The organism is Paraburkholderia acidiphila (assembly GCF_009789655.1).
Taxonomy (GTDB): domain Bacteria; phylum Pseudomonadota; class Gammaproteobacteria; order Burkholderiales; family Burkholderiaceae; genus Paraburkholderia; species Paraburkholderia acidiphila.
On sequence record NZ_CP046910.1, the window covers coordinates 1,079,883 to 1,092,668 of the forward strand.

Here is a 12,786-nt window from a genome sequence, read left to right on the forward strand (position 1 = left end):
GCGCACTGGCAAACCCAGTTGCCGGCGCGCCCCATCTTTTGGGGCGGTCATCACGGTGTGATGACCCGCGGACATTGCGGGCGCGTCGACCTTTGATCAGAACGTATTCCTTGCCCAGCACGGCGTCGCAGGCCTGAGCAAGGCCCCGGCTGGAATCGCGCCGTGCTCCAGGTAGCGCCATAGCGCTATGGCGAGACGCCGTGCCAACGCAACGATGCTCACGCGCCGCATGGGTTTGCCATTGCCAGTAAAGCGACGGTTGAACCACTGGGTCAGGACGCTGTTGGGCTGCAGGCGCAGCCAGCGCCAGGCCAGTTCGACAAGCATCGTGCGTGCTCGCCTGTTACCGGCTTTGCGGATGCCCTGTTCGATCTGGCTGTCGCCGCTGTCGTAAGGCGTTGGCGTGAGTCCGAGACAGCCGGCGACCTCGCGCCGGTTGGCGAAACGTCGCCAGCCAAACACTTCCTTGACCAGTACCCAGGCGCCCTTGGGCCCGATCGCGCGCAGCCGGGCCAGTTGGGCGACCAGTGGGTGCTTGCCCTCGGCCAACTCGTCGCGGCGTGCGGATTCCAGCACCCTAGTCTGTTGCTTGACCAGCGCAAGCCGGATGCACTCGCGCTCGATCTCGTTGCATAGCATGGGCGGCACCAGCCCGCGGTGGTTTGCCCACCAGTTCGCCCAGTCACGTCCGCCGATGACGACCTGCGGACGCAGGTTGTGCAGCACCAGCAGTGACCGGATGCGGTTCATGTGGGCGACACGCTCCTGGGTCAGGCGGGCCAGTTCACGGTGCGCGCGGCGAGCGTCTTCCTGATCGGGCGTGGGCTCGCGCAGCACCGACCAGACGTGCTCGCCGGTGTGGTGGCGCCTGAGCATTGTCAGCAGCTTGTCGCCGTCGAGCCGGTCGGTCTTGGGGCGCCTCACGCGTCGGTTCACTTCGATGCTGGCGGCATCAACCACGACGTTGTCGATGCCTTGCTGGGTCAACCAGCGGTGCAGCCACCAGCCATCGCGACCGGCCTCATAGCAGGAATGCACCGCAGCCTGCGGAGAGAGCCGACAGCGCTCCTTCGCGCGGCGTACACAGTCGAGCACCGCTTCCGTGTCGCCAGCGCGCACACTGTAACGGCTTGGGCCACGCTGGCCATCGCTCACTGTCAATTTCCAGGATTTGTCGCCCAGCTCGAAGCTCATGTACAGCTCGCTCTGCATCGCCGTATTCTTTGCTTGTGGGACTGCTTGGGTCGTGGACATTTCCGTCTCCTTCGCACAGAGTCCCGTTTTAGTCAAACGGACCTTTCTCGGGTAGTCCCACATAGCATCTTTTGAGTTGCCCTTAGGCTGACCGGCCGCTGGAGGTCCAGCACCGGAGCTGCGATGGCCGCAACAGAACGGATAACCATGACGATGCGCGAGTTGGACCGCCTGAAGGTCATCGAGGCGGTCGCCGACACCCGACTATCGCGCGGTTGCAGAAGACGAATAGATTTCCGGCGCGGCTGGACCATCGACCTTGAGCATGCCCAGCGCCCCCTGATTGAAGGTGCGGAAAATCGAATGATCGACGAGCAGGAACGTGCCGGGCACTTCCGTGCGGAACTGAACGACCTTCGCACCACCGGCCGGAATGAGCGTCGTCTGCACGCTTTCTTCATAGTGTTTATATGAACCGTCCCAAACCCGATCGAAAATCGCGCCGATTACGTGGAAACTCGATACCAGATTTGGACCGCCATTACCCACAAACAGCCTGACCGTTTCTCCCACTTTCGCTTTCAATGCATTGTCGCCAGTCAGTGCGCCTTCTCTTCCGTTGAACAGTACATAAGTCGGCCGCTCGTCAATTGCCTTATTCATATCGAAAGTTTGCAGGCCTTGATCGTGATATTTGCCATTCGTGTAGAAGTCGCCCTGCATCACGTAATATTCGCGATCGACTTTCGGCAGCCCTTCGGGCGGATCGACTTCAATCATGCCGTACATGCCATTGGCAATATGCATGCCTACCGGCGCCGCAGCGCAGTGATAGACGAAAAGACCCGCGTTCAGCGCTTTGAAGGTGAACGTGGCATCGTGGCCCGGCGACGCGAGCGTCATTGCTGCGCCCCCGCCCGGCCCGGTCACCGCGTGCAGGTCGATGTTGTGCGGCATGTGCGAATCCGGTGGATTCCGGAGACGAAGCTGCACCGTATCACCCTGACGCACGCGGATGAAACTGCCCGGTACGGTACCGCCAAAGGTCCAGAAGTCATAGCTGGCGCCATCAGCGATTTCCCGCTTCACTTCCTTGACTTCGAGATCGACAATCACCAGCGCCGGGTAGTTTCGCTCGATCGGCGGTGGCACATTTGGCGGACTGCTCAGCACAGCGTGAATCGGCTGCCCTTGTGGCGGACCAAAGTCCCCAGGCGCGCCGCCGGACTGGACGGTCACGGACAACGCCGCGACCGGATACGCAAGACTCGCCAGCAGGCCGAGAGCGGCAAGTGCAGTACACAACCTTCCTGTCATGATTGTTCTCCTTACGGGTTCCCGCCACCCGGCTACCAAGGCCATACACAACGCGCCGGGCTGATAAAACTGAATATTCGCCAGATAAAAACATCGCCTTACATCCCAGTTCCACCACCTTCACTTGCAATGCACCGGATAAAAATTTATTCTGCGCGTCTCATTGACACACTCACGCACTCAAAATAGATTAGTTGAAGTGATAACGCGTATCGCACGGTCATATATATCGACTAAAACGCGAAACAGGTTAGCGCTTAAATTCGCCGCACCCCTTAACCTGAATTAATTATTAAATCTCTCTTTTCGACACAATGTCGCATGCGATTCAGGCAATCGCATTACGCGCGATTTCGCGCCATCGAATTTCGGAAATTGATTGCCAGGGGCTTGCGTGGACCTGTAGCGAGGAAATGACGACTGCACGCGTTCGGGGGGCGAGCGCGCAATTTCACCGTCCGACCGATGCCTCGATCCGGACGCGCGAATGAATTCGCCTGGTTGCATACGGCAGTCGGTCTCCGCGACCGTTTCAATCCACACCGTCCTCAGCGATCCGGATGATCCGCGTGAAGTCGCAGAGCGTCACTCGCTGATTGCTCGTGACGATCCAGCCGGACTTTTCCCAGCGCGTCAGAATGCGGCTCACCGTATAGAGCGTCGTCCCCGACATTTCGGCGACGTGCTTGCGTGTCAACGGAAAATCGATCTCCGTTCCCTGCCCGGTGTTCTCGCCTGCCTTTTCGGCAAGCCGCAGCAAGGCATGCGCAATGCGGCGCTCGACGCTTTGGGTGGCAATCTCGCGAAAGCGCTCCTGCACTTCCTGCAAACGCCTGCCGAGAATGCCGACCAGGTTGACCGCGATGCGCGGGTATCGGGTCATCAGTTCGAGCATGTCGGCCTCGCTCCAGCTTAGCGCCACCGACTGGGTAAGCGTGACCGCTTCCGCCGGATAGCGGCGGTCGGTGAACAACGCGACGGTGCCGAACATTTCGCCAGGCGCGACAAAACGGATCACCACCTGCTCGCCGTCGCTTCCCGACTGGGAGATGCGAACGCCCCCGACTATCAGCGCGTAGGCCCTGGCCGCCCCGTCGCCCTGATAGAAGATGCGGGTCTCCGCGCGCAACTCGTGCGTGCGTGCGCAGATCATCGTATCCGCCAATGCAACGGGCGAGAGCCCCTGAAAAAGCTCCATGGAAGCGAGCAGGTCAGATCTGACCAGCGTTTGAGTGTTCATTTCGTATCGTCACCAAAAGCGCGCAGCCCCTTCTCGATCTCCTTTATCGGCGTCCTCTATCGACGCCCCTTAGCCAGGTAGGGCTTTGTTCAAGCGCAAACGTAGTTCTCCTGTGAGCAGCTTAGCCTAGCGACAGGCTACAGAAGCCGGCAACCCCGTGACTAATTGGCACAACTCTTGAACATGAACCGATCCTGATGCTTAAACCGCTCACGCCGACGAGCGGTGATCGCCGGCATTTTTTCCCCGTGCATTACACCTCCGGATAAAAGGAGAGAGGATATGCAGTCAACAAGTCGTCTATGGAAATGGCTCGGGCTGGTGTGCCTGCTGTCATTCGCCGCTCTACTCTACATGGGGCGCGAGATCTATCTCGCGGCGCCCCCTATTCCCGCCGCGGTCGTCACCGAAAACGGCGCCACGGTATTGACGGGCGACCAGATCAAGCGCGGTCAGCAGGTCTGGCTGTCGGCCGGCGGTCAGCAGTTGGGTACGGTCTGGGGCCACGGCAGCTACGTCGCCCCGGACTGGTCGGCCGACTGGCTGCACCGTGAAGCGCTGCAACTGCGCGACATTTGGGCGCAGCGGGACTTCGGCAAGGCGTACAAGGATCTTCCCGCCGAACAGCAGGGCGAACTCGACGCGCGTCTGAAGCGCGAGATGCGCGCCAACCGTTACGATCCGCACACAGACCGCGTCACGGTCACGGAGCAGCGCGCCGAGGCGGTACGCGACGTGGCGATGCACTATGAGGCGCTCTTCGGCAACGACCCGGCTCTCAACACGCTGCGCGACCAATACGCCATGACGGCGGGCAGCGTTCCCAGCGCGGATGACCGCACGGCGCTGGCTGCGTTCTTCTTCTGGTCGGCGTGGTCGGCCACCACGGACCGCCCGGGCCAGACCGGCATCACCTACACGAACAACTGGCCGCATGAGCCGCTCGTCGACAACACGCCGACGGTCGCCAACGGCATGTGGTCGGTTGCCAGCGTGATTCTGCTGCTTGGCGGCATTGCCGCGATGCTGTGGTATCACACCGCGCACAGCGACGAAGACGAGTCGGTGGCAGCGCCTGCCGCTGATCCGCTCTTCAACGTCAAGGCCACGCCGTCCATGCGCGCCACCAAGAAGTACTTCTACGTGGTGATCGGCCTGCTGCTGGCGCAGGTGGTCATGGGCTCCCTCACGGCGCACTATGCGGTCGAAGGACACAGCTTCTTTGGTATTCCGATTGCCGAAGTGCTGCCGTGGGTGGTGAGCCGCACGATCCACACTCAATTCGGTGTCCTTTGGATTGCCACAGCATGGCTGGCGACCGGCCTCTATATCTCGCCGCTGCTCTCGGGGCATGAGCCGCCGCTGCAGAAGCTGGGGGTCGATGTGCTCTTCTGGGCACTGCTCTTCATCGTCGTGGGATCGACCGTGACCGGCTGGCTGGGCTCGCTGAAGCATCTCGGCACCGGCTTCAGCTTCTGGATCGGCAACCAGGGCCTGGCGTACACCAGCATGGGCCGCGTCTGGCAAATCCTGCTGTTCGTCGGCTTGATGATCTGGCTGTTCCTGATGGGGCGCGCCTTGATGCCGGCGCTGAAGAATCGCAAGACCGAAGGCCGCGGGCTGATCGGCATGGTGTTCCTCTCGGCGACCTGCATTGGGCTCTTCTACGCATCGTCGCTCGCCTGGGGTCAGCACACCCACTACTCGATGATCGAGTACTGGAGATGGTGGCTCGTGCATCTGTGGGTCGAAGGCTTCTTCGAAGTGTTCGCCACCGCCGTGATCGCACTGATTTTCTCGCGCCTCGGGCTGATCCGCATGTCGACAGCCAATCGCGCCATCGTGTTCGAAACGATCGTGTTCATGTTCGGCGGGATTCTCGGCACGCTGCACCACCTGTACTTCACGGGGGCTTCCACTGCCGTCATCGCGGTCGGCGCCGTGTTCTCCGCATTCGAAGTGGTGCCGCTCGCCCTGATCGGGCTGGAGGGCTGGCAAACGTATCGCAGAACGAAGGCCGCACCGTGGGTGCAAACGTATAAGTGGGTCATCCTGTGCTTCGTCGCCGTGGGCGTGTGGAACACCGTTGGCGCGGGCCTGCTGGGCTTTTCGATCAACCCGCCCATCTCGCTCTACTACGTGCAAGGCCTGAACATGACGCCGGCGCACGGTCACGCGGCGCTGTTCGGTGTGTACGGCATGCTCGGTATCGGCCTGATGCTGTTCTGCCTGCGCGGCATGTCGTCGCGCGAAGCCTGGGACGACTCGCTGCTCAAGATGGCGTTCTGGATGCTCAACATCGGCCTTTTCATGATGGTGTTCATCTCAATCCTGCCTTCCGGCATCTACCAGGCATGGGCCAGCGTGAGCAAGGGGCTCTGGTACGCGCGTTCGCCGGAAGTCATTCATTCGTCGCTGATGCAAACGCTGGTGTGGCTGCGTGTGCCGGGTGACGTGGTGTTCGCGGCAGGCGTGCTGTACCTCTGCTGGTTCGCCGCGCGGCTGCTGTTGCGCCGTCCCGAAACGGCGGTGCCCGTCGAAGCCAAAACGACTCACAAGGCGGCTCAGCGCGTTTGAACGCCGCATTGACGAGCCGACCACGAACAATGGCCGGCTTCTTTGACGACACGCTTTTCATACTTCCAAAATTTTTTTCCAGGAGCCTGACATGGCCAATATTCTCGACAGCCGGACTTATGTTTTCGACGCGCGCGGCATTGCCAAACGATTCCGCCATGCGGCGATTTTCGGCGCGCTGGAAGCGCTCGACGACGGTGAGACGATGCGCTTCGTGAACGACCACGATCCTGTTCCGCTGCTCCAGCAAATCGCCCAGTATTATCCGCGCCCGGTTCGTATTGAATACGTGGCGCGCCAGCCGGACCAGGTCGTGATCGACTTCGTGCTCGCAAGCCCTGATTCGAACGCCGTCGCCGCTCAGAAGCAGGCTGCGGGTGGCTGCGGCAGTTCCGGCGGCACCTGTGGATGCAGCGGCGGCTAACGCGCGCCTCGCACTGCATCCTCCCGCCAACAGCATCCCTCCCTCCTGAAAGGCTGGCACGGGCAAGCCGTGTTCGCCCGTTGTGCCGGCCCCTTTCCCCCCCATCATCGCGAACCCCTGTCGACGCGTGCGTGCAATCGCACGCTTCGCGTTCGGTACGGCGCGCACAAAACGTTACCCCCGCAGCGAAAATCGGCCTGCCGTCCAGCACGTACCCACGGGAATTAGCACGGATCAAGTACCGCCCAACTCACCTTCGAACGATGTTGACTCACACTATATCTAGTTAATAAGATCTCCACACCAACAATATCTAGTATCAAAAGGAGGGTTCACCGTGCCTCTAGACAAGCCCTTGATCGAAGTCCGCTCGTCGATCGACGAGTATCTCGAGCAACAGGACTGGCGGGTCAACGCCAACGCCAATCAGGGCTATTCGCTCGGCGGCCTGATCCTGAACGTCTCGGGCAAGGTCATTGCCAATTACTGGCTCAGCCACGTGTACCCGGTGGCAGTTGGCGAGGCTCATCGCAACGCGGACCTGCATATTCACGACCTCGACATGCTCTCGGGCTATTGCGCGGGCTGGTCGCTGCGCACGCTGTTGAACGAAGGGTTGAACGGCGTACCGGGAAAAGTCGAAGCCTCGCCGCCAAAGCACATGTCGAGCGCCATTGGCCAGATCGTCAATTTCCTCGGCACGCTGCAAAACGAATGGGCGGGCGCGCAGGCGTTCAGTTCGTTCGACACGTACATGGCCCCCTTCGTGCGCCACGACAACCTGTCGTATGCGGAGGTACGCCAATACATTCAGGAATTGATTTACAACCTCAACGTGCCTTCGCGCTGGGGTACGCAAACCCCCTTCACGAATCTCACGTTCGACTGGGTGTGTCCCGAAGATCTACGCGAACAGGTGCCGCTGATCGGCGGGCGCGAGATGTCCTTCACATACGGCGAACTGCAGGCCGAGATGGACATGATCAATCAGGCGTACATCGAAGTCATGATGGCCGGCGACGCGAAAGGCCGCGCCTTCACCTTTCCGATTCCAACCTACAACATCACGCCCGATTTCGACTGGCACAGCCCGAACGCCGACCACCTGTTCGAAATGACCGCCCGTTACGGACTGCCCTATTTCCAGAACTTCATCAATTCCGAACTCAAGCCGAACATGATCCGCTCCATGTGCTGCCGGCTGCAGCTGGATCTGCGCGAGTTGCTCAAACGCGGCAACGGCTTGTTCGGTTCCGCCGAACAGACCGGATCCCTCGGCGTCGTCACGGTCAACTGCGCGCGTTTGGGCCACCGCCATGCCGGCGACGAGGCGGGGCTGCTCCGGCGCCTCGACGAACTGCTCGAACTCGGCCGGACGAGCCTCGAGATCAAGCGCGAAGTCATCCAGCACCACATGGACAACGGGCTGTTCCCGTACACGCGGCGTTACCTCGGCACATTGCGCAATCACTTCTCCACGCTGGGCGTGAACGGCATCAACGAAATGATCCGCAACTTTACGTCCGACGAGCACGACATCACGAGCGAATGGGGACACGCCATGGCGATCCGCGTGCTCGACCACGTGCGCGCGAGAATGCTCGAGTATCAGGAGCAAACCGGCCACATGTACAACCTCGAAGCCACGCCGGCCGAAGGGACGACGTACCGGTTCGCGAAGGAAGATCGCAAGCGCTTTCCGGGCATCTTGCAGGCCGGCACGCCGGATATGCCTTACTACACGAATTCGTCGCAGTTGCCCGTTGGTTTCACCGACGATCCGTTCGAAGCGCTGGAGCGCCAGGACGACCTCCAGCGCAAATACACAGGCGGTACGGTATTGCACCTTTACATGACCGAGCCGCTTTCGTCGGCGAACGCGTGCCGCACGCTGCTTCAACGCGCGCTGAATCGATTCTCGCTGCCCTATATCACCGTCACGCCGACTTTCTCGATTTGCCCGAAGCACGGCTACCTGGGAGGCAGCCACAAGTTTTGCCCACGTTGCGACGAAGACATCCTTCAACGCAAGCTTTCTCAACTCGAAACCGCAGAGGTCTGAACCATGAGCACCGTACTCTCTCAATCCGTGAAGGCTAACAACGCTTGCGTCACGCTCTCCGACGCCGAACGCCAGCCCTGCGAGATCTGGACCCGCGTCATGGGTTATCACCGGCCGGTCTCTTCATTCAACACCGGCAAGAAGGGGGAATTCCACGAGCGCAAATATTTCAGCGAACGCGAGGCAATGCTTGCCCACTGAGATGAAACCACGCGGGCCGGACCTCGGCCCGAAAGCACCCCGCTCACTCAAAGTGGGCGGGGTGGTCCCTTTCACTGCAACCGATTATCCAGGCCAGATTGCCGCGGTCGTATTCGTGCAGGGATGCCCGTGGCGCTGCGCGTATTGCCATAATCCGCATTTGCAGCCACGCACCCGCAAGGGTGCCTTCGCATGGCAAGCCGTTCTGGACCTGCTTGCGCGCCGGGTGGGCCTGCTCGACGCCGTGGTCTTCAGCGGGGGCGAGCCTACTGGCGATCCCGCGCTCGGACAAACCATTCGTGATGTGAAAGCGCTGGGTTTCAAGGTTGGCTTGCACACTGCCGGCACGCATCCGCGCCGTCTCAGGGAGCTCTTGCCGCTGGTGGATTGGGTTGGGCTGGACATCAAGGCAGCGTTTGGCGACTATGCCGACGTCACCCGCGTTGCCTCGAGCGGCAAGCATGCGCTGGCCAGTCTCGAGGCCGTGCAGGCCAGCGGTGTGCAGTACGAGTGCCGCACGACGCTGCATCCCGATCTGCTGCCAGAGAGCGAAATCCTGAAGCTCGCGCAAACGCTCTCGGCAATGAACATAACGAACTACGCGTTGCAGGTCTTTCGCACCGAGGGTTGTGCCGACGATCAATTGAACGCCGTATCGATGGCGGGCTATCCCGATCCCGCACTCATCGGCAGGATAGCCGCGCTGTTTCCCGCATTCACGCTGCGACGCGCTTAAAAGGAACTCGCACACGGCAAAGCGGCCAGGCTCGTGCGGCCTGGTTGCGGGACTCCCCTCGCTCAGCGCGCCGTCGTGTCGAGCGTGCCGAGCGCCGCTATCGATTCGAGCACGCGGCTCACGACCTGCTCCGCCTCCTCGCGATCGAAGTCTTCGTGGAAGCGCTTTTTCACGCCACAGTCGGCCAGTTGAACGTGCTGATCGGGAGCGATGCCGTGCCGCTCCAGGCACTTCTGCGCGCACACCAACGGGCAGCCATCGATCACGACGATGGGCCGCCCCGATCCGGCAATCTTCAGCAGCGAAGGGACGTCGCCGCCCACGCCCGCGATGCAGGACATTTCCGCTGCGCCGCGCCGATCGAGCCGCAAGGCGACATGGTTGGCCATCTGCGCCGCGCTTGAACAACCCGAGCAGGAGTACACGAGCGGCAACGCTTTTCTGTCAACAGTCATGAAAGACCTCGTTCAATTCGGGTTCACATCCACGGGCCGGCCCCTTTTTCTTTCACTTCGCGAACGCGTCGAAGCCAGCGTTCCGGCACAAAGCGGCCAGGAGAGAAGTACGTCGCCAGATCCGTCGCGTCCAGCGCGTTCTTCACCAGCAGGCCCAATTCGGTATCGCCTTCCATCGTCAGGCGGCGGCTGAAGAACAGCGTATCGGGATCTTCCTTGCGTTGCGCGAGCAACATGAAATCGTGTGTGCTCGCACTGATCGTCAATGCGACTTCACTCGGAGGCCGGACCGCGGAAAAACGCCCCCCGCGACACACGAAATCGAAACCGATGCCCGCGTCCCTCGCCTCGATGCGCAGCGCGCGGCCGTCGAGCTGCGCGAGCGTGTCGGCAGGCAAGTGCCGCGCCAGCACGGCATTGAGCGCGCCCGCGAACAACACCGAACCGGGATAGGCCGGCAACAAGGACAGTGCTCTCTTCAATACGGAAGGCAGTTGATAGGTAGAGGAACTCATGGAGAATTTCTATTAAGCGCGAAGAACGAATTCAAACGGCTTTGCGTTCCAGCCCAGGCAAACCGTACCAGTAGCCGTCGCAAGGTTGCCCCGCCATCAGGGGAAGCATGCTGGCGAGCGCGTCGTCTTTGTTCAGGCGGCCGTGTATCACGTCACGAAAGCGCCCCGCGATTTCGGCCATGTTTTGCGACTGCGGGCTCAAACGCAATACGTCGACGTGCAACGCGCGCAGCGCATCCACTTCCTGAATCAGGTTGTACACGAGCGCCGATTGCGTCGATATGCCATTCAGAACCAGGAAGGGCTTGCCTTCCTGGGTTTCCATCATCTGGCCGTCCGGATGATCCATGCAGACATACTGGCAATTGTCTTTGGGGAAGTTGCGATTTCGTGCCGAAAAGCAGCGCGCCGAAAACGCCAGCGGCATACGGCCATAGGCGAACACCTCCGTTTGCATCGAGGGCGGCCGCTCCGCCTGCATCCGTGCGAGGCCGTCCTTCGCCATTTCCAGCGGCATCACCCAGCGCCGCGCTCCCAGACCGGCCAGCACGTCGAGCGTTGGCGGGTTGTACACGTTCAACCAGGGCCCCGCCACGAACGGCGTATTTTCGACGCAATGCACCGCGCCCATGTCGTTGGCCTCGACCGTGTAGCGGCCGTTATGGGCAATCTCACGCAGCGTCGTCATGTCTTTGCCCGACTCGAGAAGAATCTGCGTGGACAACACGACCTCCTTGCCGGCATGGGCCAGCATGTCGGCAATATCGAGCCAGTCGTTGAATCGAAGTTCATGGCGCCTCGAACAGACCACTTCGCCCAGGTACACCACGTCGACCGGCGCGTCCGTGACGGATTCGTAAAATTGCATCATCGCTGTGCGCGCCCAGTAGTACTGGACCGGCCCCAAGGCAATCTTCACAGTGCCCACTCCCGAATGCTGAAAAAAAGCGTCATTGCCATCATTTCCACGGGCGGTGATACGCGCCCAGCGTGTGCTGCTGCCCTTCGGCGACCTTGTTGAGCTCCGCCATCCACGTGGGCCTCACGCTATAGCGCGGCCCATTGGCCAGACACTGGTCGATGGCGTCGCGCCATACGCGGGTGACCTGCGCCACATAGGCCGGACTGCGTTGACGGCCTTCGATCTTGATCGCGCGTACGCCAATTTGCGCGAGCCTCGGCAATATCTCGAGCGTATTCAAACTGGTTGGCTCTTCGATCGTGTAGTAACGCTCGCCTGCCACCTCGAAACGCCCTTTGCACAACGTGGGATAGCCCGCGTTTTCATCGTCGGCATAGCGGTCGATCAGGACGCCGTTCAGCCTCGATTCGAGACCGTCCGGCGTTTGCTGCCATCGCACCGATCTGGCCGGCGAGCACACCCCTTGCGTATTGGGCGATTCGCCAGTGGCATACGACGAAAGCGCGCAGCGCCCTTCCACCATCACGCACAGGCTCCCAAACCCGAATACCTCGATTTCCACGGGCGTTTTCTCGATGACCTGCTCGACCTGCGTCACGGAAAGAACCCGCGGCAAAACCGCGCGCACGACGCCGAAATGCTCGCGGTAGAAGTTGATGGCTTCGTAGTTGGTCGCCGACCCTTGCACGGACAGATGCAGGCGCAATTGCGGATACCGCTCGGCCGCGTAGCGTATCAAACCCGCGTCGGCGACGATGATCGCGTCGATGGCGCAGCGGGCGGCTTCGTCCACGGCTTCTCGCCATGCGGCCCAGCCGGTGGGCTGTGGATAGGTATTCAGAGCAAGGAAGACTTTTCGCCGCTTTGCGTGCGCGTAGGCAATGCCCGCGCGAATCGCGTCCTTGTCGAAGTTCAGGCCAGCGAAATTCCTGGCGTTGGTCGCATCGCGAAAGCCGAGGTAGACGCAATCGGCGCCGTTGTCGACCGCCGCCTTGAGCGCCGGCAGACTGCCCGCCGGGCAGACCAGTTCCAGCGGCGGCGCCGCATCGTGATTTGTGTTGGCCAGGCTCATGGGAGATAACCGATCGAGGTTGTGAGAGGACTGTGGTCGAGATTCAATCCGCAGAACACCAGCACGAGCAA

Annotated in this window: 8 protein-coding genes and 3 pseudogenes; 4 read left to right on the top strand and 7 right to left on the bottom strand. The window is 61.1% G+C overall.

Going from position 1 to position 12,786, the window contains the following annotated elements:
• Positions 1-96: 96 nt before the first annotated feature.
• The 3 genes and pseudogenes from FAZ97_RS19410 to FAZ97_RS19420 all read right to left on the bottom strand — a co-directional run bounded on the left by FAZ97_RS19410 (position 97) and on the right by FAZ97_RS19420 (position 3,664).
• Positions 97-1,254, bottom strand: a complete 1,158-nt coding sequence (locus FAZ97_RS19410) for an IS110 family RNA-guided transposase (RefSeq protein ID WP_158760054.1) — start codon at positions 1,252-1,254, stop codon at positions 97-99.
• A 225-nt stretch (positions 1,255-1,479) separates the two neighbouring features.
• Positions 1,480-2,511 (bottom strand): annotated as a pseudogene (gene nirK / locus FAZ97_RS19415) (copper-containing nitrite reductase); the annotation flags it as partial.
• A gap of 532 nt (positions 2,512-3,043) precedes the next feature.
• Positions 3,044-3,664, bottom strand: a complete 621-nt coding sequence (locus FAZ97_RS19420) for a Crp/Fnr family transcriptional regulator (protein WP_199272157.1) — start codon at positions 3,662-3,664, stop codon at positions 3,044-3,046.
• A 369-nt stretch (positions 3,665-4,033) separates the two neighbouring features.
• Between FAZ97_RS19420 and FAZ97_RS19425 the strand changes: the two genes are divergently transcribed.
• The 4 genes and pseudogenes from FAZ97_RS19425 (at position 4,034) to FAZ97_RS19445 (ending at position 9,751) form a co-directional block, all read left to right on the top strand.
• Positions 4,034-6,328, top strand: a complete 2,295-nt coding sequence (locus FAZ97_RS19425) for a nitric-oxide reductase large subunit (protein ID WP_158760056.1) — start codon at positions 4,034-4,036, stop codon at positions 6,326-6,328.
• 91 nt (positions 6,329-6,419) lie between these two features.
• Positions 6,420-6,659, top strand: a pseudogene (locus FAZ97_RS19430) (DUF2249 domain-containing protein); the annotation flags it as partial.
• Positions 6,660-7,089: 430 nt separating this feature from the next.
• A pseudogene (locus FAZ97_RS19435) lies at positions 7,090-9,015 on the top strand (ribonucleoside triphosphate reductase).
• Position 9,016: 1 nt separating this feature from the next.
• Positions 9,017-9,751, top strand: coding sequence for an anaerobic ribonucleoside-triphosphate reductase activating protein (locus FAZ97_RS19445; protein ID WP_158760060.1), 735 nt, complete (start codon positions 9,017-9,019; stop codon positions 9,749-9,751).
• Positions 9,752-9,813: 62 nt separating this feature from the next.
• Here FAZ97_RS19445 and FAZ97_RS19450 read toward each other — a convergent pair whose 3' ends face one another.
• The 4 genes from FAZ97_RS19450 to ubiU are packed head-to-tail and all read right to left on the bottom strand — an operon-like array spanning position 9,814 to position 12,715.
• Positions 9,814-10,206 carry a putative zinc-binding protein gene (locus tag FAZ97_RS19450; RefSeq protein ID WP_158760061.1) on the bottom strand — a complete coding sequence of 131 codons (393 nt, stop codon included), beginning with the start codon at positions 10,204-10,206 and terminating at the stop codon, positions 9,814-9,816.
• Between the two features lie 23 nt (positions 10,207-10,229).
• Positions 10,230-10,721 (bottom strand): ubiquinone anaerobic biosynthesis accessory factor UbiT, encoded by a 492-nt coding sequence (gene ubiT, locus FAZ97_RS19455; protein ID WP_158760062.1) that lies wholly within the window; start codon positions 10,719-10,721, stop codon positions 10,230-10,232.
• Positions 10,722-10,752: 31 nt separating this feature from the next.
• Positions 10,753-11,640: a U32 family peptidase gene (locus FAZ97_RS19460; RefSeq protein WP_158760063.1), complete on the bottom strand. Its 888-nt coding sequence runs from the start codon at positions 11,638-11,640 to the stop codon at positions 10,753-10,755.
• A gap of 40 nt (positions 11,641-11,680) precedes the next feature.
• Entirely contained in the window at positions 11,681-12,715 is a 1,035-nt protein-coding gene (gene ubiU, locus FAZ97_RS19465) for a ubiquinone anaerobic biosynthesis protein UbiU (protein WP_407671871.1), read from the bottom strand.
• Positions 12,716-12,786: the final 71 nt, after the last annotated feature.

Excerpts from the sequence above, each read along its gene's own strand:
- FAZ97_RS19410 (WP_158760054.1), bottom strand. The coding sequence starts at position 1,254 with ATGTCCACGACCCAAGCAGTCCCACAAGCAAAGAATACGGCGATGCAG.
- FAZ97_RS19420 (WP_199272157.1), bottom strand. The coding sequence starts at position 3,664 with ATGATCTGCGCACGCACGCACGAGTTGCGCGCGGAGACCCGCATCTTC.
- FAZ97_RS19425 (WP_158760056.1), top strand. The coding sequence starts at position 4,034 with ATGCAGTCAACAAGTCGTCTATGGAAATGGCTCGGGCTGGTGTGCCTG.
- FAZ97_RS19445 (WP_158760060.1), top strand. The coding sequence starts at position 9,017 with ATGAAACCACGCGGGCCGGACCTCGGCCCGAAAGCACCCCGCTCACTC.
- FAZ97_RS19450 (WP_158760061.1), bottom strand. The coding sequence starts at position 10,206 with ATGACTGTTGACAGAAAAGCGTTGCCGCTCGTGTACTCCTGCTCGGGT.
- ubiT (WP_158760062.1), bottom strand. The coding sequence starts at position 10,721 with ATGAGTTCCTCTACCTATCAACTGCCTTCCGTATTGAAGAGAGCACTG.
- ubiU (WP_407671871.1), bottom strand. The coding sequence starts at position 12,715 with ATGAGCCTGGCCAACACAAATCACGATGCGGCGCCGCCGCTGGAACTG.